Here is a 24613-nt window from a genome sequence, read left to right as displayed (position 1 = left end):
AAATGAAAAGAAAAATTAGCCTAAGCCAAAAATCCTCTATTTTATTTTACAAAACCTGTCATAGAATGACAACTTATCAAAATCGTCACCTTTGTCAATTCTACATTTATTACATTCTCATCGTCAAGTAGCGATTTGTCACATTATCGTCAATATATACGTGCTAATTGGAGCGAGCCTAAGTTCCTTTCCTCTAAATGAAGAAATTGGCTCTATTTTCGCTTCGTTTTCGTTTACTAACACATGCCACGTTGCTTCTTTCGGAAGTTGCACAGTTTTAGCTTCTAAACCGCTATTAAATAAGACGATAATCTCTTTCCACGGCCCAAACGATTCTGCATGCTCTAGGTGATATGCAAGTACTTCTGTAGATGTTTGTAAAAAAGTCATATGTTTTTTTATAAGGTCTGCATTTTGTAATCGGAATGCCCCATGCTCTTTACGAATCGCAATTAAACCTTTTATATAGTTAACGGTCTCTATCTCTTTCTCTTTTTGATCCCAATCTAATTGATTGATCTCATCATTTGCATTATAACTATTTTCATTTCCTTTCTTCGTACGATAAAACTCTTGCCCTGCGTGTAAGAAAGGAATGCCTTGTGAAAGAATAACCATTGCGCTCGCTAATAGGTGACGTTTTTTCAAAATCGTTTCTGATTCTTCATTACTGCGCACTAGTTTATCCCACATCGTCATATTATCATGACATTCTACATAGTTAATGCTTTGCGCCGGCTCTAAAAACAGCCCTGTTTCTTTCATACTTAAAAGACTTCCTGCTGCAATATACTGCAAATGATTACAGTCTACATGCCCACCAAATGCAAAACCACGCTTATTTATATGAAATGTACTCCCTTTTATCCCATCACGAAATTGATCATTAAACTGCGCGATATGTGGCATTTTCTTCGCATTATTTAACGTTGCTTTTTCCTCAAGAGGAAGCGGTGTTTGTAAATCCCATCCTTCTCCTAATAACAAAGCATCTCGTTTTATGTTTCGCACTTCTTTCTCTATCATATTCATTGTATCAACATCTAAAATTCCCATTAAGTCGAATCGGAATCCATCGACATTGTATTCAGTAAGCCAATATAAAATAGACTCTACAATGAATTTCCTCATCATTTTCCGTTCAGACGCTACATCATTTCCGACTCCCGTCCCATTAGAAGGCATACCATCTTCACCATGACGAAAATAATATCCTGGAACAAGCTTCTCAAATGATGATAGCTCTCTTTCATAAACATGATTATATACAACATCTATAATCACCCTAATACCTTGTTCATGAAATGTTTCAATTAGTTGTTTGCACTCAACTATCCTGTTATACGGATCAGAGGGGTTTGTAGCATAAAATCCTGTTGGTGCATTGTAATATAATGGATTATATCCCCAATTATAGGCGGACGAAGGATTCGCCTCATCTACACCACCGAAACAATATAAAGGTAATAATTCAACATGCGTAACGCCTAAATCTTTTATATGAGACAAACCTGTCAATGTCCCATTTCGTCCTGTTGTTCCTTCTTCCATTAGCCCTTTATACGTCCCTTTTTTACTCACTCCACTGTTCGGATGAATAGTAGCATCACGAATATGCAATTCATACAATATGGCATCTGTCATTGCTTGTAATGGTGGTAATTGCTCTCGTTTCGTTACAGTCGTCTTTTCTAAATCGATAACAATGCCATACTTTCCATTTACAGTCACTGACTTTGCGTAAGGATCCACCGCTTCGTTCCATATTAAATTAATACAAACAAGAAATGTATAGCGTGCTCCGTCTAAATCACCTTGTAATGTTTGAATCCAAACTCCGTTTTCTCCCCTGTACATTTCATGATCGGTATATTCTTTATCACTCTTATAAATTCTTACTTTCGCAAGCCTTGCAGTTGGGGCCCATACTTTAAATGTCGTTTCTTGTTTTTGATACACAGCACCTAAATCTGTACCTTCGTAATAATACTTTTCATCGAAAATTTTTGTTCGAATAACAGCACCTATTTGTAAATCAGTTTCTTCATTCCGTTCATCTCGTACTGTATAATACTTCCCCACATCTAGCGGCTCTTCTATAAAGCACTCATACTTCGTTGCATCTGGAAGCGCAATAGTATGAGCAATCGGTAAATCTTTCACATTACTTCCTTCTTGCAAACGAAATGTCCGACTTGTTCCATACGCATGTGGGAGCAAAATTGTAATTTTATTCATTTCATCTAAATAGGCATCAAATGGACGTTTTACTTTCAACATAAAAAAATCACCATCATTCTCAAAGTTAAAATAAAGTGAAACTTTAATGAGCGAGAAAATTTTTCCATCCTCACTTATTATTAGCCTTCACCAATTAGGCGAGATAAAATGAGCTGCAAATGATAAGGCTTTTCTTATCAACAAGACTCTATACAGTAACTCCATTCTTCTCTATAGTATATTCACCTGCATAAAAAACGTTTTCAACATTCTATTTTTGTAATTTTATTTCAGCAATCGATTTATACTTCGGGGTTTCTTTCACGTGGGATTCGTATAAAGTAATTGTATCTGCTTGAAATGATATTTCAGGCACTTCTTTTATACTTTCTAAACGAAACTTTTCTTCTCCTATCCATTTACGAGCAACGGTAATATGCAGGTGATACGGGCGTATTTCTAGAGAAAATCCATTTTCTTCACAAATGGCATGTACTTGCTTTTGCAACTGAAACAAATCGTGATTCTCACTTACCTTCGCCCAAAAAATACGGGGCTGATTTTCCCTACCAAACGTTGAAAAACCTTGTAACGTGAACGATAGTTCTTTTGTTTCTGCAACTGTTTGTAATCCATTTTTTATTCCCTCTAATTGTTCCTCCGTTGCACTCCCTAAAAATGAAAGGGTAATATGATAGTCTTCTTTATGTACCCATGAACGAAATTGTAATTCCTCTTGCATGTCCTTTTTATAGTTATACAGCATTTCTTTTATATGATTCGGTAACGTAATTGCGACAAAATAATGCAGTTCCATGTACATCTTCTCCTTCTTTCTATTGTTGCTTTTCTTTCTTATCTCATTCAGGTAAAAAGAAGCCGCTCTCCAAAATAGAGAGCGGACATTATTTATATATCCATTACTTCGCTAATTCATGAATTGCTTGCGCGTAAATTGCTGTTGCTTTTAATAAGTCTTCAATTTCGATATACTCATCTTTTTGATGTGCAAGTTCTTCTTTTCCAGGGAATAGCGGGCCAAATGCCACACCAGCTTTTAATGAACGAGCATAAGTACCGCCGCCGATTGCTAATAGTTCTGCTTTTTCACCTGTTTGTTCTTCATACACACGTTGTAACGTACGGATTAATACGTGATCTTTATCGACGTGATGTGGGCGAGAATTAGAATAGTCAGCCACTTCAAAACCATGCGTACCAACATATTCTTTCAACTTCACAATTGTTTCTTCAAAGTTAGTTGTAACTGGGTAACGTACGTTTAGCCCTAAGTTACCACCGTTTTCTTTCGTATAAGAAATGCGACCGACATTCACTGTTAACGGACCGCTAATTTCATCTTTATAAGCAATAGTAGCTTTTTCACCAAAAATATCACCAGTAAATGTTTCTGTTGCAAATGTCGCAAATGCAGTTGCTTTTCCATCAAGTGAAACTGTAGTTAAGAAGTTTGCTAATAATAAACCTGCATTTTCTCCTTTTTCAGGAGTAGATCCGTGCGCTGAAATTCCTTCTATTTGCAACGTCACTGCATTTCCTTCTATAGTCGATTTCCCTATTTTTTTAGCAGTTTGTAAATACTCTTCATATGCTACTGTAAGTGCATTTACATCTTCTCCTGTAATAACCGCTTCTGCAAAATCAGGAACCATATTTAAACGGCGCCCTGAATCAAATGAAACAAGTTCATATGTACCTTTTTTCTCTTCACTACCATTTTGCACAACTTGTATGTCAGAAATTCCTTTTTCTGCATTAATAATTGGAAAGTCTGCATCTGGTGCAAAACCGATTGTTGGCATTTCTTCATTTTTAAAGTAGTGATCTACACATTTCCAATTACTTTCCTCATCTGTTCCTATAATCATACGAACACGTTTGGAAAGAGGTAAGCCTAATTCTTTCACAATTTTCATCGCATAATATGCTGCCATCGTTGGGCCTTTATCGTCAATTGCACCACGTGCAAAAATCTTTCCATCGCGAATATCCGCACTATATGCAGGAGTCGTCCAGCCATCTCCTTCTGGTACAACATCAACGTGACAAAGAATGCCTACTAACTCTTCTCCTTGTCCCATTTCAAGATGACCTGCATATCCTTCTAAATTTTTAGAAGCAAAACCTTCAGTTTCTCCTTTATGTAACATGAAAGATAAAGCTTTTTCTACACCTTCACCGAATGGTGCGCCCTCTTTCGCCGATTCTTCTTCCCATACACTTTTAATTTGTAAAAATTGTTGTGTATCACGAATTAAATCATCTTTTCGTTTCGCAACTTCTTCTGTCCAATTAATTGCTGACATCACGCATCCATCCTTCACTATATTGTTTCTTTCATCATAACAAACCGAAATCTCTTATGCCATACACGAAAACTAAATACCGAACAATTGTAATATTTCAGATATTTCTTATTAGTTTTTCTTTTATTTTTTCAAAAAAATTTGCAGGAATTTGGCGTTTTACGTAGAATTTTATGTGTTAGTTGACTGACCATATATACAATGTCAACTACCAATATTTTTCTATATGAATATTTGTTAAATTTCTGTAAAATTTAAGTAGATTAAAGCATGAATTTTATCATGTAGAGTACAATGGTAGTAACGACCTTCTTTCCTGAATGGGGTCAAAAAAACTAGTAGAGGAGTGGTTTTCTCTTGAAACCTACAACTACTCGTATGCTAACACGCATTAAATCAATTTATATGTACATCAATGAAAACGGAACGGTAACGACGAAAGACCTTGTAGATGAGTTCGGGATCACACCGCGAACGATACAACGTGATCTAAATGTGTTGCAGTTTAATGAACTCGTGTATAGCCCTTGCCGCGGTAAGTGGACAACAACAGGAAAGAAAGTGAGAATGACCTCATAATGAAAAATAATTGTATGTAAATAAATACATACCCCTTTCTAATAATTAGAAAGGGGTCTTTTCTGCGCCTATAAAGGTACTACTTTTCAGTATCTACTTGATATGTTTTTAACATTTCTACTTCTTCATCTGTTAGCTCTCGGTATTGTCCAAGTTCTAGTTCTTCATCTAATACTAACGGACCCATCTCTGTTCTCTTTAGGTAGACTACTTTTTTCCCTACCGCTTCAAACATACGCTTCACTTGATGGAATTTCCCTTCCGTAATCACAAGCTCAATTTCAGAAATATCATCGCTTTTCAATATTGTAAGTGCACCTGGCTTCGTTTCATAGCCATCATCTAAAATAACACCTTTAGCAAACTCTTTTACATCCTCTTCTGTTACTACTCCTGCAACGTGTGCATAATATTTTTTCGGCACATGCTTTTTCGGAGATAATAATTGATGTGATAACTTCCCATCATTTGTTATCAATAAGAAACCTTCCGTATCGATATCAAGTCGTCCAACTGGGAACGGATCAAAGATTGCATCTTCTAATTCTAATAAATCTATTACTGTTTCATGATTATCATCTTCCGTCGCTGAAATAACACCTTGTGGTTTATGCATCATTAAGTAAACAAATTCTTTGTATTCCACAACTTCACCGTGAATCATAACTTCTTGCTCTTCTACATTTACATGAACTTTCGCATCTTTTACTGGCGTTCCATCAATTTTCACAACGCCGTCTTTCAATAATTTCTTTACTTCTTTTCTACTTCCATATCCCATATTTGCTAATAATTTATCTAATCTCACGTTTTTCACCTTCTTTATTTATCATAGAAAAGGGGACGTAATTACGCCCCTCTTGATTTCAACTTTATTTTAAATCTACTACCAAGTTTACGTTGAATTTTATCTAATGCTTCTCCGCCAAATACTCTTTCAAGTACTCCTGTGCGAATTGCTAACAATCCGTAAACAAGACCGCCAATACCTGCACAAATTGCAACTGTTATAAGAGCACCAATACGGCCATCAGGCGAAATCATGAAGGATAGAAGCCATTGTGATAGTTTTACAGCAACGACCATTATAAGTGTTAGTACTGCAATTTGGAATGTTCTTTTATATACAACACCGAATGAATAGTGTGCGTATTTTTTAATTTGTTGATTTGTGTACCAAACAGAAGCTAAGAAACCAACTGCTGTTGCTAGAATTGCTCCTACTGTACCGAAATAACGAATAAAGATTACGTTACATACAAATTTCAAAATAACGCCCATTATAAGCGCAATAATCGCATGCTTCTGCTGGTTAATACCTTGCAGGATTGCCGCTGTTACTGTAAATAAAGCGAATAACAACGCAACTGGTGCATACCACATTAATACTTGTCCACCTAGTGGATCTGAATCGTAAAACGCAGTATAAATTGGATATGCCAGTGAAGAAATACCGACAACTGCTGGCAATGTTAAAAACATATTCGCCTGGAATGTTTGTGTAATTTGCAATTTCAAATAGCGGTATTGTTTTTCAGTAAATGATTTTGTAATTGCTGGTACAAGCGTTAAACTAAACGCTGTTGCAAGTGATACAGGAATCATAATTAACTTATGCGTCCACATTGTGAAAATACCGAGAGCTCGCTCTGCGATATCACCTTGACCAATCGCCTGCATAATTGAGTTAAATGTCAATGTATCAATTTGTTGATATAAAGGAATTGTTAACCCAATTACAACGTAAGGAATCGCATATGCAAATAACTCTTTAAACAATTGAACGGTGCTTACTGTTGATTCTGGTACAGTTTGTTCAATTAGATATTGATCCAAATATTTTTTACGTTTTAACCAGTACCAAATTAACACACCGAGTGCTCCAACCGCTGAAACGAACGCAGCAAATGTCGCTACTCCAACTGCTGTTGCAACTGTACCGCCAAGTACTTTAATAACGATAAAACTACCTGCTAATAAAAAGACGATACGAATAATTTGTTCAATAATTTGTGAAACGGTAGTTGGTCCCATAGACTGGTGACCTTGGAAATAACCACGAATTAAACTCGCTGCTGGTACAACAATAAGTGCGAAACTTACAAGACGAATAATCGTCGTAACTTCTCCTACATTATTGTGTATACTTTGTTTACCAAGCATCGCTTCTGCAAACAATGGCGCCGTCATGTACAGTACTAGGAACGAAAGAACTCCTGTTACTATCATCATAACCATTCCCGAGCGGAACATTCTCCGGCTCGTTTTATAATCGCCAAGCGCATTATATTTGGAAACAAATTTTGAAACAGCAAGTGGCACACCTGCCGTTGCGATACTTAAAAAGATCGTATATGGAATGTATCCATATGTATAGAGCGTTCCGCCTTCTGTTCCTACTAATGCATGAAACGGAAAGACGTAAATCATGCCTAAGAACTTTACTAAAAATGTCCCTAGCGTAACAATAAGCGTTCCGCGCAGAAATTTCGAATCGGACATACAAAAATCCTCCTACATCTACATAAAGTGAAACTATAATTAGTTGGAGACTTCTCTCCTACTCCTTATTAGTTGAACCATTCGAGCATTTACAGGCTAACAGACTCCCTATTTACTTCTCCTAAATCTTGAGGTTTTAGTCTTATCGCCTACAAATGGCAGGATAGTGCTGAACTCTAACTTTTGTATTGTACCACAATTCTCTCATTAAGCAGTACTTCACTCTATTTTTCTTTTAAGGGAAAACATGCTATTCTTTTAGGCAGGAAATGTAGAAAATGAGGTCGATATATTATGCATTATGATGTTATTGTCATCGGCGGCGGTCCTTCTGGGCTAATGGCTGCAATTGGTGCTGCAGAAGAAGGCGCAAATGTCTTACTTCTTGATAAAGGAAATAAACTTGGGCGTAAACTTGCAATTTCTGGTGGCGGACGCTGTAACGTAACGAACCGTCTACCACTTGATGAAATTGTTAAACATATACCAGGAAACGGTCGCTTCTTATACAGCGCTTTTTCTATTTTTAATAATGAAGATATTATTACATTCTTCGAAAATCTTGGTGTTAAATTGAAAGAAGAAGACCACGGTCGCATGTTCCCTGTGTCAAACAAAGCACAATCTGTTGTAGACGCACTTTTAACACGATTAAAAGACTTAGGTGTAAAAATTCGTACAAATACGCCTGTTGAAACGATTGAATATGAAAATGGTCAAACGAAAGCAGTTATACTGCAAACAGGTGAAGTGTTAGAAACAAATCACGTCGTTATCGCTGTTGGCGGAAAATCAGTTCCTCAAACTGGATCTACTGGAGACGGATATGCTTGGGCTGAAAAAGCGGGTCATACAATCACAGAATTATTCCCAACAGAAGTACCTATCCTTTCAAACGAGCCGTTTATACGTGACCGCTCATTACAAGGCCTTGCTTTACGTGATATAAACTTAAGTGTATTAAACCCGAAAGGAAAAGCTATCATTTCTCACAAAATGGACATGCTCTTCACTCATTTCGGCCTATCCGGACCCGCTGCTCTTCGCTGTAGTCAATTCGTCGTGAAAGCACTGAAAAAGTTTAAAACGAATACAATACAAATGAGTATTGATGCATTGCCAGAGGAAAATAGTGAGCAACTATTTCAGCGCATGCTGAAACAAATGAAAGAAGATCCGAAAAAAGGAATTAAAAACGTTTTAAAAGGTTATGTTCCTGAACGTTACTTCCTATTCTTATTAGAAAAAAATGAAATTGACGGTAGCGAACAAGCTGGACAAGTTTCTCACGAAAAGATTCGTGCACTTGTGAAAGACTTTAAAGAGTTTACTGTGAATGTAAATGGTACGCAGTCAATTGAAAAAGCATTCGTTACTGGCGGCGGTGTATCCGTGAAAGAAATTAACCCGAAAGAAATGTCTTCTAAATTTACGAACGGCTTATATTTCTGCGGAGAAGTTCTTGATATTCACGGTTATACTGGTGGCTATAATATTACATCAGCCCTTGTTACTGGTAGAATTGCCGGAACGACAGCTGGAGAAAACGCGAAAATGCAGTATTAAAAAAAGAAACAGGGATTCCTGTTTCTTTTTTTATAGGTACATGAAATTATATGAGCAATTCCACAAATATATCAGCGATTCCGCAACTTATATCGGCGATTCCCCAAATTTATCAGCGATTCTGCAACTTATATCGGCGATTTTCCAAATTTATCGACTTACCGAGAAGAAACGACAAATATCTGCTCCATGTAACTTTCCATTGCTTTTTTGTTGCTTTATTTACCTTAGTACCTTTATATTTTATATTGTTGAATATTTAAAAAAGGGTAAGGGGAAAACAAATGAGAAAAAAAGTCATGATGTCTTTAATGTTAATGACGTTTCTTTCTGCGGTAGAAGGAACGATTGTTAGTACAGCAATCCCTCGTATAACGAGTGATTTGTCAGGCGTCGAACTTGTTAGTTGGGTATATGCAATTTATATGCTTGCAACAGCTGTTTCGACTCCAATATACGGAAAGCTCGCTGATTTATTTGGCCGTAAAAAAGTTTTACTGATCGGAGCTACAATCTTTTTAGTCGGTTCTGCACTTTGCGGAGTCGTTACATCGATGGAACAATTAATCTTTTTCCGCGCGCTTCAAGGTATCGGTGCTGGTGCTGTTATGCCAATCACAATGACGATTATTGGAGACTTATATAGCGAAGCGAAAGACCGCGCGAAAGCACAAGGTTGGATGAGTGCCGTTTGGGGTGTATCCGGTGTTATCGGACCGTTAGTAGGTGGATTTTTAGTTGATTCCCTTTCTTGGCGCTATATTTTCTTCCTAAACGTTCCATTCGGAATTATCGCTTGCTTAATGATTGCAATTTACTACAAAGAATCTATTAAAGCTGCTAAGCATCATATCGATTATCTTGGTGCAACAGTCTTCTCATTAAGTACAATCGCTCTACTATATGCATTATTAACAGGTAGCAGTAAGCAAAACTGGGGAGACATGACAATTATCGGCCTATTAATCTTTGCCGCGATTTCATTTATTATTTTCTTATTCATCGAGAAAAAATCTCCAGAACCATTAATTCCGCTAGCACTTTTCTCTAACCGCACATTATCTACGATAAATATATTAACTCTTATTGCTGGCGCAATGATTATTAGTATTACAATGTACCTTCCAATTTGGAGCCAAGGTGTATTAGGGAAAAATGCTACAGAAGCTGGACTTATTTTAATGCCAATCCCTGTTATGTGGACATTTGGCGCTATTTTCTCTGGTAACTTAGTAGGCAAATTAAAAACGAAACAAATCATTTTACTTGGAGCTAGCATTTTATCAGTCGCTACGTTCTTATTATTTACACTATCAACAAATTCACCATCGTTCCTTATTTATGTAGCAGTCGGATTATTCGGCTTAGGAATGGGGCTTGTGACACCGATTTACATGGTAACAATTCAAGCAGCCGTACCAGCTCATACACGCGGAACAGCCGTTGGTTTAAACACATTTATTAATACATTCAGTCAAACGTTAGGTGCTGCAATCTTTGGAACAATCTTTAATACGATGATTCATGCACGCGGCATTAAAAACCTTGATCTTGTATCTGGTGGACACGGCGGGACTACAGCAAGTGTAGCCACTGAATCACAATCCGCATTAGCTGCAAGTGTACACGTTATTTATATGAGCACTTTCGTATTAGCAGTATGTACATTAATTATCGGTTGGCTTTTATTAAAGCCAGCTACACAAACAAGTGAGCAACAATAAAAAGGATGACCATTTTGGTCATCCTTTTTTTATTCTTCATTCTCCACAATATGTTTCAGCATGGATAATTTATTATCCCAAAAACGTTCATAATATGAGAGCCACTGTTGTAATTCTTCTAATGGTTCTGGATGCAAACGATATATCTTCTCTCTTCCGCTTTTTCTTCCACTTACTAAATTCGCTTCCGAAAGAATATGAAGGTGCTTTACAACCGCAGTACGACTCATCGGAAAATGATCCGTTATTTTGGAAATCGGTAACTCTTTGTCACTTAATAACCGTATTACTTCTCGGCGGGTTGGATCAGCAATTGCTTGAAATACATCATATTTCGCTGCTGACGAGGACACTTAGCCTTCGACAACCTTTTTCAGTTTTTCATTTACAATTGCTACCCAACCACCGCTCATTCTATCGCGAATAATAGAGCTCTTCGCATTTGCTTTCGGAAGAATTTCATCAGGATGTTTCCAGCCGCCGTGAATTAACGTAAATTCTGTTTTGTTATCTCCTAAGTCTTTCAAAATAAATGAAACAACCCAGCCATCTGTATCCCATGAGAAAGACAAATGGTTTGGCTCATCAATTTCTAACACTTTACATGGTGATGGCCCAAATGGTGATTGCACATGAAATTCATGTCCTACCTCTAATACAAAATCATTTGGCATAAACCATGACGCAATCCCTTCTGCAGTTGATACTACACTCCATACCTTTTGAATAGACGCGTTAAAAACGATTGTTTGTTTAATATCATTTAATGTATTTTGTTGTTCCATTTTCATTCTCCTTTACTCGGCGTTACAACATAACACCTTTTGGTTATACTTCGATAATATAACACCTTTTAGTTTCATGTCAACGCCAATTCTTTTACTGTTGAGAAATTCTCAACATTTTTTCAACAGGACAAACACCCTCTTAGCATTCCCTCATAATATACTCACAAAGGCAATACAAAATAAAAACTTCTCTCAACATGAAACTCCATCATTCATATTGAAAGAAGCGCCTTACTTATATCATGCGTACTTCGTCTCTCCTCCTTCCCTCAAGGGACAATACGCGAGATATGACAAATCAGAAGGAATATGCCCACCATTTGAGTAGGTAGTTATTTCTCTTCTCCTCAACATTTCCTCAGGAGCGAAATGACTACCGACTCACTTTTTTCAAACAAAAATAAAAAGGGGATGAAAGCTATGTTCTATTGCATTAACTGTTCTGATATTCATCATGAAAAACATCCGAATGATAAAGTATTCAAAAACGGTTTTTATATTGATCCATTTTTAGGTGATCGTTATCACCTTGGTATGTGTAAAGATGCCCAAAATCATGAAACAGGGGAGCCTCTTTTAACGACAAAGAAATTAGGCACACCCCAATCTATTATGAACGTATTACCGACACATGTTGTCCCAACATAAAACATAAAAAAGAGCTGGGTGAGCCAGCTCTTTTTTATGCTTTATAAACGATCATTGCTGAAAAACAATAAATTTGGTTTTCATCGTCGTTAATGGAAACACCAACTTGATACTTAATATCTACAAAGTTGCTATCATCAATCTTTTTCAAAAACACATTCACAGCGTCTTCTAAGTCTTTTTCGTGACTTTCATCAAACACTTTCACACGAATCATGTTAACACCATCCTAGATCGCAGCCCTCCGCCGCTTGATTATTGCCACGGTGCGTATCTATGATGCGATAAAACTTTCCATTCTCATATATATATCCGTCTTCTAACACATATTTTTTATCTTCAGTATAGACATAAAACTTACCTATCATAAATTTACTCGTATATAATTCCAAATAATTTGGTCTAAATTTAGCTACAACTTTATTTGTAATATCAATTTTTATTGTGCGCCCCACCTTCTCTCCCTCCTTTGCAAAGAACGGATTTAGGTATATTGTATTAGCGCTTTTACATTTTATGCTTAAAAATAAGTGGATATGCCCTCTTTCTCACCTGTACTATTTTTCTAAAAAAATCACTATAAAGTGAAACTTTAATCAGCCCGACCACCCACCTAACTTCTTTGCTTTCGCTGAATTTTGAGGTGGGGGTCTTATTGCCCGTTAATGCGGGATAAATAAGTTCAAAAAAAAACATAAAAAAGCACTTTATCTTATTGACTCGAATATAAATATTATGTTACCATATAAAATTTGACATTTTTACATACGTATGCTATCATTAAAAGTGGTTACCACATATGGAGGTGGATGATTTGTTTCAAATTGGTGATAAAATCGTTTATCCAATGCACGGTGCAGGAATCATCGAAGCAATTGAAGAGAAAGAAATATTAGGTACTTCACGTCAATATTGTGTGATACGCATCATTAGTAAAGATATGCAAGTAATGCTTCCGATGGATCAATTAAAAAAATCAGGTATTCGTTATATCGTTGATCGAGGTACGTTAGATGATATACTTCTTGAATTTCAAAACGGGGAGTCAGACCCATCACTCTCATGGAAACAAAGATATACAATGAATATGGAAAAAATGAAAAATGGCAATTTACAAGATAGCGCAGAAGTGGTTCGGGATTTACTTCGCCGTAATAAAGAGAGAACATTAAATGCGAGCGAAAAACAAATGCTAGATAATGCACGAAAAATGATGATCAGCGAAGTCGCGCTCGTACAAAATGTTACTGAACATCAAGCAACAGAATTTCTTCAAGATACAATTAATCACTAAATTTAAAATAGCTGGCCGCTATTTTTTTTTGTAAAAAAAGGACGAAGAGTTTTATCTCTTCGTCCTTTTATATTACCCACGCCCAGCTTGAAACGATGGATATAACGTCATTCCACCATCTGCAAATAGCGTAATTCCCGTTACGTAACTCGCCTCTGATGAAGCAAGCCAAGTTGCTACTGCTGCGATTTCTTCAGGTTTTCCAATATAGCCCATAGGTATCATACTTTCTACGTCAGCACGTTTTTTAGGATCAGCAAACTTTTCTGCATTGATTGGCGTATTAATTGCACCTGGTCCTATATTATTTACTCGAATACCTTTTGGCGCATATTCTAGCGCTAACGTTTCTGTCATCAGTTTAATGCCACCCTTACTTGCTGCATAGTGCACAAATAGTGGCCACGGAATTTTCTCATGAACACTAGACATATTAATGACAGACCCTTTAATATCATGTTCTACAAAATATTTAATCGCTTCACGACTTCCTAAAAAAGCACCTGTTAAATTTGTATTAATTACCCTATTCCAATCTTCAAGCGGCATTTCATGCGACGGTACCGCGTTTTCTATCCCTGCATTATTAATCATAACGTCAAGCGTACCAAACTCTTTCACAGCAGATTGAATGAGATTCACAACATCTGATTCGACGGTTACATCACCTTTTACAGCAATCGCTTCGCCGCCTACCTTTTTAATTTCTTCTAACACATCATTCGCTTCTGATTCTCGTGAGCGATAATTAATAACCACTTTCGCTTTTTCCTTAGCAAACCTCACTCCCATCGCTCTTCCGAGACCAGTTGCTGATCCTGTAATAACGACAACTTTCCCTGCTAAATCACTATACATTTCCATACCTCCTTTAACTTTTGGCTATACCTAACATAATTCCGGCTGCGATAATAAAAACGATACCGACAACGATACCCGTTAATTGACGTTTCGTTTTCTTTTCACCTAATATAAGGATCCCACCAAGCGTGGAAATAATAATTCCCATTTGCGATAGCGAGAAACTTGTTGCAACTCCAACACGCGGCTGTGAAATGAATAAAAACATATTTCCAGCTGCCCAAATTAATCCTGGAATAATATTGCGAATTGCATATTTATTAAATGGATGATGTTTAAAGGTAAGCAAAATCCCACCTAACACCATACCAACTGCTTGTGGCAACAAAGCCGACCAGCCATCTACGTTAAATAACCTAATTACTACTACGTAAACTAAATAACCGACTGTTGAAATTAATAAAATTACGATACCTCTTTTAAAGTTTGCTGCTTGCTCTGCATTCTTTTCTTCTTCACTTTGAAGCGATGTTAAAATAACACCGATAATAATACAAACGAGCGCTAAAATCCCAAGGACGACCGATATTGTCGTGGACCATTCATGAAATACGATAACGCCAAATAAAGTCGTCGCGACTAATTGAAGTCCTGTTGAAATTGGCATCGTCCTCGAAACACCCATTAAATCAATACTTTTCAATTGATTTGCCTGACCAAGCGCCCAAAATAAACCTGACACAACTCCAACTCCGATAACGGTAGGTGTTAATACTGGCTTCATAAAAATATAAACAACAATTGAGAAAATAAGTGCTCCAAACGTTGTTCCGAGCGTTTGACTATACGGGCCCCCGCCCAGTTTTACGTTAAATAGCACAATACTTCCCCAAAATATAGCTGGTAAAATCGCTAAAAATATATCCATCACTCATTACCTTTCTTTACTAAATGCCATAGATTATCACTCTAAGTCGTTAGAGTGAGCTTTTATTTTTTCTTTTTCCCGTTCACAAACTTTTTCTGCAATAACGTCAGAAACATTCTTTTCTCGCTCCACTTTCTTTATCTTTACGTGATCTAAATGGTCTTCCAAAGTAAGCGTAACTTTATCGTTCGGCGGATTATGCGCTCCTTGAAATGTAAGAAATTGTAGCTTCACTTCGTATCTAGGAACAAATTCATCTTTCTTGCCGAGACGCTTTATATCTATAACTGAAGCACATTCATATTGATCTTCTGTCACTTGTCTAATAACTGAATAGTACCTATTTGATAATGCACTCTCTAAAAGCTGTTCTCTTGATTCTTTCGCGAAAGAATCGCTTGGAGAAGAGAAAAAGGCCACACATAGCATTGTGATAACTACACATATTTTTTTCATAGTTCCCTCCTTGTTCTATAGATTAGTGTTCTCAAAACTGCCATAAAAAAACGACTTTCCCTATGTAGGAAAGTCGTTTTAATGAATCCAATATTAACCACCGCTCACTGGTGGAATTAGTGCAACAACATCACCAGATTGGACCCTGTCATCTTCATTTGCGTATTCTTCATTAATCGCAACCATAATTGGCTCTGAAACTGGTACATTATATTCGTTCGCAACAACATCTTTTAACTGTGCAACCGTAATATTTTCTTTCTCTATTTGTAATTCACTTGTCCCTGCTTCTTCTTGCAAGTGCGCAAATAACAATACTCTAATCATACTTATAGCTCCTTCCCAGGCTCTCCCGCCGGATATGGTGTTTTTTCTAATTGATCACCAATCCATGAGTCACCATCTTCCCAAAACTCCTTTTTCCAAATCGGAACAATTTGTTTTATGCGTTCCATAATATATTCGTTCGCTTCATAAGCCGCTTTACGGTGTGGTGTTGAAACAGCAACAACAACCGCTATATCAGAAATTTGCAACGTACCGATGCGATGTGTAATCGCAACATATGTACCTGGCCATTTCTCTTTCACTTCCAAGCCAATTTTCTCTAGCATCTTTTCTGCCATCGTCTTATAAGCAACATACTCTAAGTATAATGTACGACGCCCTTTCGTAAACTCTCTAACCGTTCCAATAAATGTTGTAACAGCACCGCATTCACGTCGAATTACTTTCTTCGTTACTTCTTCAATTGAGATTTCTGTATCAATTACTTCATAATATGTATTTATCATTTCGCACTCCTAACCGTTTGTAAAAACCAGTCTATGTACAACTCTTCTTCTGTTATATGAAATACTTTATATTCTTCTCGTATATTTGCCGGAACATCATACCACGTAATAACCGCCACAATATTTTCTACTTTATGTAAAAGCTCAATGTCTTCCGCAGAACGAAGTAACACTACTTTCGAGTAATTCTCTTTTTTATAGCCTTCTATTAAAATTGTATCCACTTCAAAAAACTCATATAAGCGAATAATTTCTTGCAAGGACCATTTCTTTCTTAGTGAAGAAAGTGAAAGCAATCCAGCACCTTCTACACTACTTACGACAGCACCAGCTTTACGGTGTCTTTCGCTATCTTTTTGCGCTACTTCTGGAAAGCCTCCGTGCCCGTGATGTTTAATTGTAGCAACTTTCATTTTTCGTTCAGCTAATGCATGCACCACTTTCTCAACAAGTGTTGTTTTCCCGCTATTTTGATATCCTACTATTTGTAAGATTGAAGTGGCTTTGCCCATGGCCAATCACATCCCTCAGAGTGCTCTAACAATAATACGGATACTTTCATTCCGGTCTCAAATCCTCTCGTTCCTCCAGGTAACACGATAAAAGCATTCGCATCTGCAAGTGAAGATACCGCACTCGATTTATCTAAACCAACTGGCATCGCTTGTAACGCCCCGTCCACAATTGTTACGTTCGCTCTTACGAAACGAGTAAATGGATTTGGCTTTGGAAAATCTTTTTGTAAAATAGCATCCGCTCTATATACGTGAGGTTCCTTCGCATACAAATACGTTTTTATAATTGGATGCACAAATAATTCAAAGCCTACATAACAAGCAGACGGATTTCCTGATAAACCAAAGAGTAACTTTCCATCAACTTCAGCTACTGTCGTTACACTTCCGGGCCTCATGGCTATCTTATTAAAGAGTACATTTGCCTGTAACCTTTCATAAATAGCTGGTAAGTAGTCATAATCTCCTACTGATACACCGCCTGTTGTAATTAAAATGTCGACCTCATCCACCGCTGATTGAACAGCTGTAAAACATGCATCTAACTCATCCGCGAGTTGACCATAATAACGAACTTTCCCGCCAGCTTTCATAATTTGAGCTGCGATCATATACGAGTTACTATTTCTAATTTTCCCCGGTTCTAACGGCTCATGTACTTCTAATAATTCACTTCCTGTCGTTACAATACCGACAACAGGCTGTTTTACAACTTTCACAGTGCTATATCCAAACGTTGCTAATAAGGCGGCAACACCTGGATTAATTGCAACGCCTTTCTGAACGAGAACTTGATTTTGTTTTATATCTTCTCCTTTAAACGACACATTGTCACCGTTATTAAAAGGGCGTTTTAACTTCATATATGTTTTCCCGTTCTTCTCAAACCCTTCTGTCAGCTCTAGCATTACGACTGCATTGCAATCTTTTGGAATAGCTGCTCCTGTCATAATACGAACCACCTGAAAAGATCCTACTTCTTCTGTAAAAACAGAACCTGCCCCGATTTCTCCTATTACTTCAAATTCAACTGGATTCTCTTGAGTTGCTTCTTTCGTATCTTCTGCTCGAATGGCGAAACCATCGTAAGGGGAACGATCAAAATGAGGAACGTCATGATCTGAGACAACATCTTCCCCGAGAATTCTCCCGTAACTTTCCGTAATAGAAATTTCTTCTACTTCACCATGCTTTGCATATTTCATTACCCGTTCTACTGCCTCAGCAACTTGAATTGGAATTCGTTTTTCTACCATCGTTTCTCACCTCATATTTGCAATTTTTTTTATCTCGATTAAACTTTATATATTCAATAGAAATTACTTCAAGGAGGAATTCCATGTCTTCATTTACACACTTTAATGACCAAGGACGCGCGAAGATGGTTGATATAAGTGACAAAAAAGCAACCGTTCGAACAGCAATTGCGTGCTCTAGCATTGTCGTTACGAAAGAAATTTACGATAAAATCTCTCACAATGAAATTGGGAAAGGTGACGTATTAGCAGTTGCGCAAATCGCAGGCATTATGGCTGCGAAACGAACTTCTGATATTATCCCAATGTGCCATCCTTTACTATTAAAAGGTGTTGACGTTTCTTTCGATTGGAAACAATCAGAAGAACAATATCGTTTACTCATTGAAGTAAAAGTTAAAACAGAAGGTAGCACCGGTGTTGAAATGGAAGCTTTAACAGCTGCTTCGGCTACCGCTCTTACTGTGTATGATATGTGTAAAGCTGTCGATAAAGGTATGATTATCGGCGAAACGTACTTACTTGAAAAAACAGGCGGAAAAAGTGGAGATTATACGAGAAATTCATAATCCTTTCTCCGTTGAACCTAAAGGATTCCCTTTAGGTTCAACCTATATATCTTGCATATAAACTTTTCGCTACATTTATATCATTCGTCCCATGAATGAAAGCTCTGCCATCTGTAAATAAAACAAAACGATATTCTTCTACTGGAAACGACAATAAATAAGGTGTCGCCTTTATCTCTACGCTTCTTTGTAAGCGCTTTTTAATTTCTTCCAAATTAAAATTCTTCCGCACACCTGGACGAATTTGCACTGTATTTCGCCCACATAACACTTCTGTTTTCGTTTGTGCTTCAAATGTTAAACTCGGATATGTACGTAACCTTCCGCAAGATAAACAAGTATCTTTTTTCTGCCTATTCACTTTAAATGCCATCTGTTGATTATTCCAAAGATCAAATGATAACATCGTTTCACGAAGCGCTCCGTAGTCTTCTACTAATATTTTCAGCGCTTCCGTAGTTTGATGCGCAACTACTAATTGTACTGCCGGTTGTATAATACCAGCTGTGTCACATGTTGCTCCGCTCGCCGGATGCTCCATTAAACAGCGAAAACACGGTGTTTTCCCTGGTAAAATTGTATACGTTACTCCATAGCTTCCAACGCACCCACCATATATCCACGGAATATTATACTTTTGTGAAATATCATTAATGAGAAGACGCGTTTCAAAATTATCTGTCGCATCTAATATTAAATCTACATCATTCACTAATTCTTCCATTTCTTGCACCGTTACATCTGTCACAACCGGAGTTATTTCCACCTCAGAATTAATCGCTCTTAAATGCTCTGCTGCCGCTACCGCCTTCGGTTTATACTGCTTTGCATCTTCTTCTGTATATAGTTGTTGTCTTTGTAAATTACTCCATTCTACATAATCACGATCAGCAATCGTTACTTTTCCAACACCCGCTCTAACAATCGCTTCTGCATTTGCCGCACCGAGAGCACCAGCACCAATAATAAGCACATGCTTCTCTCTTATTTTTCTCTGCCCTTCTTCTCCAACACCAGAAAATAATATTTGTCTTGAATATCGCTCCTGCATGCGATAGCCCCCTTTCTTATCCTCCTATATAAGACATTTCGATTTTTGGACGATTTTTTGCACTTTCTTCTGTTCGTTCATCCGAATACCTATCTTTTCTATTCATCCATACATCTTGTATAACACTTAATAACTCCTCATCCGAAAGATTTCCTCTAAGAAGTTCTCTTACATCCAAACCCTCTGTCGCAAATAAGCACGTATAAAACTTTCCATCTGCCGAAATTCTCGCCCTCGTACAAGAGACACAAAATGACTCAGAAACAGATGTAATAAAACCAACTTCAACATTTGTTCCAACATACCGATATCGCTTCGCAACTTCACCAAAGTAATGCGCTTCAGCTGGCTCAAGCGGATACACCTTATGAATCATCTCAATCAATTCTCGTTTTGTAACGACTTGATCAAAATTCCACCCATTTGTACTACCAACATCCATAAACTCAATAAACCGAAGCGTGATTCCTTGCTCTTTAAAATACGCAGCCATCGGTAGTACTTGATGATCGTTCATCCCTTTTTTCACAACCATATTTACCTTTACTTCCAAGCCCGCCTCTTTAGCTGCTATAATTCCCTTAATTACCGGTTTCGTATTAATATTTCGACCATTAATATTCTTAAATATGTCATCATCTATCGCATCTAAACTAACATTCACTCTATGTAATCCAGCTTCTTTTAATGCCTTCGCTTGTTTCGTTAAATGAATAGCATTTGTCGTTAACCCTATATCTATTAGCCCATCAATTTTCACAAGACGTGCAATAGGTTTTGTTAAATCTTTACGAAGCAGTGGCTCACCGCCAGTAAGTCTAATTTTCCGTACACCGATGCTAACAAATAATTTTGCCAAACGCTCAATTTCATCAAAAGTTAGTAAAAACTCGTCTTTCAAAAAAGCATATTCTGGCCCAAATATTTCCGCTGGCATACAATATGTACATCTAAAATTGCAACGATCAATGACAGATATACGTAAATCTTGAAGTGGGCGTCCAAAAAAATCTTTAACCATCTCCTGCATCGCCACCCTCCCTTTCTGCCAAATTTCTTTCTTTTCATTCTATTATAATATATTTTCGAACTGCGATGTTTTTGCTCAAGTGAATAAAGTGAAACTTTAAATAATTAGAGGGGATTCACTCCCCCTGGTTAACGAGGTTTACTTACAAATACAAAGATAAAAAAACCTTGAAACATAAAAGCTTCAAGGTTCTCTGCTTATTAACTTAATCTAATAATAGTCAGGGTAGCCCCTGGCGTTGCTGTAGATAATGTAGCTATTGCAACTACTCCAAATAACTGTAAGCTAACAGCAGCTCCAGCAGGCAAGTTAGCAATTATTGTTGCACTAAATGAACCAGTAGCCACTGTCGGGGCGTTTATCGTTCCCGCAAGCGGACTGCCATTTACAGTTATACGAGAACTTACAAGTAATCCTGCCGTTAAATTAATTGTATAAGCTATATAATAATTTCCTGCATTCGCAACTGTAAATACAGTATTTCCACCACTAACGGTTATTCCTGGACCAATATTTTGATTGTTCGGTAATGGTACATTCGTACCACCTAATAAAACGGAAATAGCGGTTCCTGATGTATTATTCGCAAATGCATACGTTGCAGTTGTACTAACTCCAGTCACCCCGGTCGCTCCTGTGGCTCCAGCTCCGGTTGGACCTGTATCTCCAGTTGGACCTTGTGAACCGGTTGCTCCTGTAGCCCCCGTTGGACCTTGGATTCCTTGCGGGCCTTGAATTCCTTGGGGACCTGTCGCTCCGGTTGCTCCTGTAGCTCCCGTTGGACCTTGAATTCCTTGCGGGCCTTGGATTCCTTGGGGACCTTGAATTCCTTGGGGACCTGTCGCTCCGGTTGCTCCTGTAGCTCCCGTTGGACCTTGAATTCCTTGCGGGCCTTGGATTCCTTGTGGACCTTGAATTCCTTGGAGACCTGTCGCTCCGGTTGCTCCTGTAGCTCCCGTTGGACCTTGAATTCCTTGCGGGCCTTGGATTCCTTGTGGGCCTTGAATTCCTTGGAGACCTGTCGCTCCGGTTGCTCCTGTAGCTCCCGTTGGACCTTGAATTCCTTGCGGGCCTTGAATTCCTTGGGGGCCTTGTGGGCCGGTCGGGCCTATATCACCTTGCGGGCCTTGGATTCCCTGTGGGCCTTGTGCCCCGGTTGCCCCTGTCACTCCTTGGATTCCTTGAGGACCTTGTGGACCTTGAATTCCTTGGGGGCCGGTTGGACCTATCTCTCCTTGTGGGCCTTGAATTCCTTGTGGACCTTGTGCTCCTGTTGCCCCCGTTACTCCTTGGATTCCTTGGGGACCTTGAATACCCTGTGGGCCGGTTGGACCTATCTCTCCTTGAACACCTTGGATTCCTTGCGGGCCCTGTAAACCCGTCACTCCTGTTGCTCCCGTTGCTCCTGTCGCTCCAGTTGAGCCTGTCGCCCCGGTATCTCCTGTTACTCCTGTCGCACCTGTTACTCCTGTCGGGCCAGGTGGTCCACCTGATGGACCTGTCACTCCTGCCGGACCTGATGGCCCCGTCGGGCCGGTCGGTCCTGCTGGTCCTCCTGACGGGCCAGTCACCCCTGTTGGACCAGTTACTCCTGTTGGGCCGGTAGTTCCTTCTCCCGTCGCTCCGGTTGCCCCCGTATCTCCTGTTGCTCCCGTCGGACCTTGTATCCCTTGAATTCCTTGTGGTCCTTGCACTCCTTGTGCACCTGTTGCTCCTTGAACCCCTTGTATTCCTTGCACTCCTTGTGCGCCCATCGGACCGGTTGGACCAATCGCCCCTTGTATACCTTGCACTCCTTGGGGGCCCTCTGGACCCGTTGCTCCAACTGGCCCTGGAACACCTTGTATTCCTTGCGGGCCCTGAAGTCCCTCTGGGCCTTCTGGACCTGTTGGTCCTATCTCTCCTTGTATCCCTTGGATTCCAGTTGGACCTTGTGACCCAGTCGGACCTATGTCACCTTGCGGACCTTGGATTCCCTGTGGGCCTTGTGCTCCTGTTCCCCCTGTCGCTCCTTGGATTCCTTGAGAACCTTGTGGGCCTTGAATTCCTTGGGGGCCAGTTGGACCTATGTCGCCTTGTGGGCCTTGAATCCCTTGCGGACCTTGATCTCCAGTGGCCCCCGTTACTCCTTGAATTCCTTGGGGACCTTGAACACCTTGGGGACCCGTCGGACCTATCTCTCCCTGCACTCCTTGGATTCCTTGCGGACCTTGTAAACCCGTCACTCCGGTTGCTCCCGTTTCTCCTGTCGCTCCTGTTGCTCCCGTTATCCCTTGCACACCTTGTATTCCCTGAATCCCTTGTGGACCTTGTGGGCCTGTTGCTCCTACCGGTCCTTGAATACCTTGTATCCCCTGAGGACCCTCTGGACCCGTCGCTCCAACTGGCCCTTGAACACCTTGTATTCCTTGCGGGCCCTGAAGTCCCTCTGGGCCTTCTGGACCTGTTGGTCCTATATCACCCATCGGACCTTGTATCCCTTCAACTCCCTGTGGCCCTGTTGCTCCTGATGGCCCTGGTACTCCTTGTATTCCTTGTGGACCTTGATCTCCTGTTACCCCTGTTGCCCCTTGTGGTCCTATAGCCCCTTGTATACCTTGCGGACCTTGATCTCCTGTTGCTCCCGTTACCCCTTGAATACCTTGAACTCCTTGTATTCCTTGTTCACCAGTTACTCCCGTCGGACCAGGAATACCTTGAATACCCTGCGGACCTTCTGGACCTGTTGGCCCAATTGGCCCTTGAATCCCTTGAATCCCTTGGATTCCTTGCAAGCCCTGTGCTCCCGTGCTTCCAGTAGGACCTGTACTTCCCGTTGCTCCTGTTACCCCTGTACTTCCTGTAGCTCCAGTATTCCCAGTTGCTCCAGTCGCACCTGTACTTCCACTCGGTCCACCGCCCGGACCTGTCGGACCAGGAGGTCCTCCAGATGGTCCAGTTATCCCAGTTGGACCTGTTATTCCAGTCGGGCCTGTTATCCCCTGACCAGTTGCTCCCGTTAACCCCGTACTTCCAGTTAGTCCTTGTGCCCCTTGAATTCCTTGAGCTCCTTGAATTCCTTGAGGACCAGTTACCCCTGGCACTCCTTGCACACCTTGGATTCCTCGAGGTCCCTCAGGTCCAGTAGCTCCAATCGGACCTTGTAATCCCTGTACGCCCTGTATCCCCTGCGCTCCAGTTGCTCCTGTCGAACCAATCGGACCTTGAATTCCTTGCACCCCTTGTAAACCTGTCGCTCCTGTTGCTCCTTGTGGCCCCCTTAACCCTTGTGGTCCCTGCTGTCCTTCTGGTCCAGTTGCACCTATTGAACCAACTGGTCCTTGTATCCCTTGCACACCTTGAGGTCCTGTCGGGCCCATCTCCCCCATCGGACCTTGTAACCCTCTCGGTCCTTGAGGACCAGTTGGACCCCGTGGACCTGTTGGGCCAGTAATCCCTATACCTGTAAATCCAGTTGGAACAGGAGGGAAAGTAGGTCCAATAAGTTCGGGTGGAATTCTAAAATTAGAGCTTAACGAATTTTGCTTCCCATTATTATCACGTTTCTTCACACTTTCACCACCTA

Annotated in this window: 25 protein-coding genes; 6 read left to right on the top strand and 19 right to left on the bottom strand. The window is 39.5% G+C overall.

Annotated elements, in window-relative coordinates; translation table 11 throughout:
* Nucleotides 1-138: 138 nt before the first annotated feature.
* The 3 genes from pulA to pepV form a co-directional block, all read right to left on the bottom strand.
* Nucleotides 139-2280, bottom strand: a complete 2142-nt coding sequence (gene pulA / locus QCI79_RS18155; RefSeq protein ID WP_000921745.1) for a type I pullulanase — start codon at nt 2278-2280, stop codon at nt 139-141.
* A 211-nt stretch (nt 2281-2491) separates the two neighbouring features.
* Nucleotides 2492-3037: an RNA 2',3'-cyclic phosphodiesterase gene (gene thpR, locus QCI79_RS18150; protein ID WP_000419000.1), complete on the bottom strand. Its 546-nt coding sequence runs from the start codon at nt 3035-3037 to the stop codon at nt 2492-2494.
* 103 nt (nt 3038-3140) lie between these two features.
* On the bottom strand, nt 3141-4547 hold the full coding sequence (pepV, locus tag QCI79_RS18145) for a dipeptidase PepV (RefSeq protein WP_001274251.1): 1407 nt from the start codon (nt 4545-4547) through the stop codon (nt 3141-3143).
* 357 nt (nt 4548-4904) lie between these two features.
* Here pepV and QCI79_RS18140 point away from each other — a divergent pair, with 357 nt between their 5' ends.
* A complete protein-coding gene (locus tag QCI79_RS18140) occupies nt 4905-5126 on the top strand; it encodes a DeoR family transcriptional regulator (RefSeq protein WP_000805512.1) in 222 nt (73 codons plus the stop codon).
* A gap of 79 nt (nt 5127-5205) precedes the next feature.
* Here QCI79_RS18140 and QCI79_RS18135 read toward each other — a convergent pair whose 3' ends face one another.
* Nucleotides 5206-5934, bottom strand: coding sequence for a pseudouridine synthase (locus QCI79_RS18135; protein WP_001234947.1), 729 nt, complete (start codon nt 5932-5934; stop codon nt 5206-5208).
* A 41-nt stretch (nt 5935-5975) separates the two neighbouring features.
* Nucleotides 5976-7628 (bottom strand): putative polysaccharide biosynthesis protein, encoded by a 1653-nt coding sequence (locus QCI79_RS18130; protein WP_001284029.1) that lies wholly within the window; start codon nt 7626-7628, stop codon nt 5976-5978.
* Between the two features lie 294 nt (nt 7629-7922).
* Here QCI79_RS18130 and QCI79_RS18125 point away from each other — a divergent pair, with 294 nt between their 5' ends.
* On the top strand, nt 7923-9194 hold the full coding sequence (locus tag QCI79_RS18125; RefSeq protein WP_000558859.1) for a BaiN/RdsA family NAD(P)/FAD-dependent oxidoreductase: 1272 nt from the start codon (nt 7923-7925) through the stop codon (nt 9192-9194).
* Nucleotides 9195-9478: 284 nt separating this feature from the next.
* The gene (locus QCI79_RS18120) at nt 9479-10918 is read left to right on the top strand and encodes an MDR family MFS transporter (RefSeq protein WP_001228008.1); all 1440 of its coding nucleotides are present in this window, start codon (nt 9479-9481) and stop codon (nt 10916-10918) included.
* A 29-nt stretch (nt 10919-10947) separates the two neighbouring features.
* On the opposite strand, the gene QCI79_RS18115 is transcribed toward QCI79_RS18120, so the two are convergent.
* Nucleotides 10948-11271, bottom strand: coding sequence for an ArsR/SmtB family transcription factor (locus QCI79_RS18115; protein ID WP_000098837.1), 324 nt, complete (start codon nt 11269-11271; stop codon nt 10948-10950).
* Nucleotides 11272-11703 (bottom strand): SRPBCC family protein, encoded by a 432-nt coding sequence (locus QCI79_RS18110; RefSeq protein ID WP_000437767.1) that lies wholly within the window; start codon nt 11701-11703, stop codon nt 11272-11274.
* Nucleotides 11704-12126: 423 nt separating this feature from the next.
* On the opposite strand from QCI79_RS18110, the gene QCI79_RS18105 reads away from it, so the two are divergent.
* Complete coding sequence (locus QCI79_RS18105) at nt 12127-12354, top strand: DUF3973 domain-containing protein (protein ID WP_000498988.1); 228 nt, start codon at nt 12127-12129, stop codon at nt 12352-12354.
* A gap of 34 nt (nt 12355-12388) precedes the next feature.
* Here QCI79_RS18105 and QCI79_RS18100 read toward each other — a convergent pair whose 3' ends face one another.
* Entirely contained in the window at nt 12389-12571 is a 183-nt protein-coding gene (locus QCI79_RS18100; RefSeq protein WP_000621751.1) for a sporulation protein Cse60, read from the bottom strand.
* Nucleotide 12572: 1 nt separating this feature from the next.
* Nucleotides 12573-12809 (bottom strand): DUF2553 family protein, encoded by a 237-nt coding sequence (locus QCI79_RS18095; RefSeq protein ID WP_000533804.1) that lies wholly within the window; start codon nt 12807-12809, stop codon nt 12573-12575.
* 344 nt (nt 12810-13153) lie between these two features.
* Between QCI79_RS18095 and QCI79_RS18090 the strand changes: the two genes are divergently transcribed.
* A complete protein-coding gene (locus QCI79_RS18090) occupies nt 13154-13648 on the top strand; it encodes a CarD family transcriptional regulator (RefSeq protein ID WP_000451444.1) in 495 nt (164 codons plus the stop codon).
* Nucleotides 13649-13720: 72 nt separating this feature from the next.
* Here the strand turns inward: QCI79_RS18090 and QCI79_RS18085 are convergent, their stop codons facing one another.
* The 7 genes from QCI79_RS18085 to moeA form a co-directional block, all read right to left on the bottom strand.
* Nucleotides 13721-14506 carry a glucose 1-dehydrogenase gene (locus QCI79_RS18085; RefSeq protein ID WP_000286673.1) on the bottom strand — a complete coding sequence of 262 codons (786 nt, stop codon included), beginning with the start codon at nt 14504-14506 and terminating at the stop codon, nt 13721-13723.
* A 13-nt stretch (nt 14507-14519) separates the two neighbouring features.
* Nucleotides 14520-15377 (bottom strand): glucose uptake protein GlcU, encoded by an 858-nt coding sequence (glcU, locus tag QCI79_RS18080; protein ID WP_000350861.1) that lies wholly within the window; start codon nt 15375-15377, stop codon nt 14520-14522.
* A 36-nt stretch (nt 15378-15413) separates the two neighbouring features.
* Nucleotides 15414-15833 (bottom strand): DUF3888 domain-containing protein, encoded by a 420-nt coding sequence (locus QCI79_RS18075; protein ID WP_000717679.1) that lies wholly within the window; start codon nt 15831-15833, stop codon nt 15414-15416.
* Between the two features lie 93 nt (nt 15834-15926).
* Entirely contained in the window at nt 15927-16160 is a 234-nt protein-coding gene (gene moaD / locus QCI79_RS18070; protein ID WP_000621778.1) for a molybdopterin converting factor subunit 1, read from the bottom strand.
* Between the two features lie 2 nt (nt 16161-16162).
* On the bottom strand, nt 16163-16627 hold the full coding sequence (gene moaE / locus QCI79_RS18065) for a molybdopterin synthase catalytic subunit MoaE (RefSeq protein ID WP_000611226.1): 465 nt from the start codon (nt 16625-16627) through the stop codon (nt 16163-16165).
* Nucleotides 16624-17145, bottom strand: coding sequence for a molybdopterin-guanine dinucleotide biosynthesis protein B (mobB, locus tag QCI79_RS18060; RefSeq protein WP_002101454.1), 522 nt, complete (start codon nt 17143-17145; stop codon nt 16624-16626). Before mobB ends, moaE begins: the two co-directional genes overlap by 4 nt.
* Complete coding sequence (gene moeA, locus QCI79_RS18055; RefSeq protein WP_000229696.1) at nt 17109-18398, bottom strand: molybdopterin molybdotransferase MoeA; 1290 nt, start codon at nt 18396-18398, stop codon at nt 17109-17111. The genes mobB and moeA overlap by 37 nt, the downstream gene beginning before the upstream one ends.
* Nucleotides 18399-18481: 83 nt before the next feature.
* On the opposite strand from moeA, the gene moaC reads away from it, so the two are divergent.
* Nucleotides 18482-18967 (top strand): cyclic pyranopterin monophosphate synthase MoaC, encoded by a 486-nt coding sequence (moaC, locus tag QCI79_RS18050; RefSeq protein ID WP_000094146.1) that lies wholly within the window; start codon nt 18482-18484, stop codon nt 18965-18967.
* A 37-nt stretch (nt 18968-19004) separates the two neighbouring features.
* On the opposite strand, the gene QCI79_RS18045 is transcribed toward moaC, so the two are convergent.
* From QCI79_RS18045 to QCI79_RS18035, 3 genes are all read right to left on the bottom strand, one after another.
* Nucleotides 19005-20018, bottom strand: coding sequence for a molybdopterin-synthase adenylyltransferase MoeB (locus QCI79_RS18045; protein WP_001158106.1), 1014 nt, complete (start codon nt 20016-20018; stop codon nt 19005-19007).
* A 16-nt stretch (nt 20019-20034) separates the two neighbouring features.
* Complete coding sequence (gene moaA / locus QCI79_RS18040) at nt 20035-21048, bottom strand: GTP 3',8-cyclase MoaA (protein WP_021727837.1); 1014 nt, start codon at nt 21046-21048, stop codon at nt 20035-20037.
* A 200-nt stretch (nt 21049-21248) separates the two neighbouring features.
* Nucleotides 21249-24599: a BclA-related collagen-like exosporium protein gene (locus tag QCI79_RS18035; RefSeq protein WP_071699935.1), complete on the bottom strand. Its 3351-nt coding sequence runs from the start codon at nt 24597-24599 to the stop codon at nt 21249-21251.
* Nucleotides 24600-24613: the final 14 nt, after the last annotated feature.

It is taken from the genome of Bacillus cereus group sp. MG1 (assembly GCF_040460035.1).
Taxonomy (GTDB): Bacteria; Bacillota; Bacilli; order Bacillales; family Bacillaceae_G; genus Bacillus_A; species Bacillus_A cereus.
The sequence above is the reverse complement of the archived record's forward strand: the minus strand, read 5'-3'. Positions and strand labels throughout refer to the sequence as shown.

Bases quoted from the DNA above. Each gene is read 5' to 3' on its own strand.
- moaE (WP_000611226.1), bottom strand. From the start codon at position 16,627: ATGATAAATACATATTATGAAGTAATTGATACAGAAATCTCAATTGAA.
- QCI79_RS18110 (WP_000437767.1), bottom strand. From the start codon at position 11,703: ATGGAACAACAAAATACATTAAATGATATTAAACAAACAATCGTTTTT.
- QCI79_RS18130 (WP_001284029.1), bottom strand. From the start codon at position 7,628: ATGTCCGATTCGAAATTTCTGCGCGGAACGCTTATTGTTACGCTAGGG.
- QCI79_RS18075 (WP_000717679.1), bottom strand. From the start codon at position 15,833: ATGAAAAAAATATGTGTAGTTATCACAATGCTATGTGTGGCCTTTTTC.
- moaD (WP_000621778.1), bottom strand. From the start codon at position 16,160: ATGATTAGAGTATTGTTATTTGCGCACTTGCAAGAAGAAGCAGGGACA.
- QCI79_RS18085 (WP_000286673.1), bottom strand. From the start codon at position 14,506: ATGTATAGTGATTTAGCAGGGAAAGTTGTCGTTATTACAGGATCAGCA.
- QCI79_RS18120 (WP_001228008.1), top strand. From the start codon at position 9,479: ATGAGAAAAAAAGTCATGATGTCTTTAATGTTAATGACGTTTCTTTCT.
- pepV (WP_001274251.1), bottom strand. From the start codon at position 4,547: ATGTCAGCAATTAATTGGACAGAAGAAGTTGCGAAACGAAAAGATGAT.
- moaC (WP_000094146.1), top strand. From the start codon at position 18,482: ATGTCTTCATTTACACACTTTAATGACCAAGGACGCGCGAAGATGGTT.
- glcU (WP_000350861.1), bottom strand. From the start codon at position 15,377: ATGGATATATTTTTAGCGATTTTACCAGCTATATTTTGGGGAAGTATT.
- QCI79_RS18045 (WP_001158106.1), bottom strand. From the start codon at position 20,018: ATGCAGGAGCGATATTCAAGACAAATATTATTTTCTGGTGTTGGAGAA.
- pulA (WP_000921745.1), bottom strand. From the start codon at position 2,280: ATGTTGAAAGTAAAACGTCCATTTGATGCCTATTTAGATGAAATGAAT.
- QCI79_RS18100 (WP_000621751.1), bottom strand. From the start codon at position 12,571: ATGATTCGTGTGAAAGTGTTTGATGAAAGTCACGAAAAAGACTTAGAA.
- QCI79_RS18090 (WP_000451444.1), top strand. From the start codon at position 13,154: ATGGAGGTGGATGATTTGTTTCAAATTGGTGATAAAATCGTTTATCCA.
- QCI79_RS18105 (WP_000498988.1), top strand. From the start codon at position 12,127: ATGTTCTATTGCATTAACTGTTCTGATATTCATCATGAAAAACATCCG.
- QCI79_RS18125 (WP_000558859.1), top strand. From the start codon at position 7,923: ATGCATTATGATGTTATTGTCATCGGCGGCGGTCCTTCTGGGCTAATG.
- thpR (WP_000419000.1), bottom strand. From the start codon at position 3,037: ATGGAACTGCATTATTTTGTCGCAATTACGTTACCGAATCATATAAAA.
- moaA (WP_021727837.1), bottom strand. From the start codon at position 21,048: ATGCAGGAGATGGTTAAAGATTTTTTTGGACGCCCACTTCAAGATTTA.
- moeA (WP_000229696.1), bottom strand. From the start codon at position 18,398: ATGGTAGAAAAACGAATTCCAATTCAAGTTGCTGAGGCAGTAGAACGG.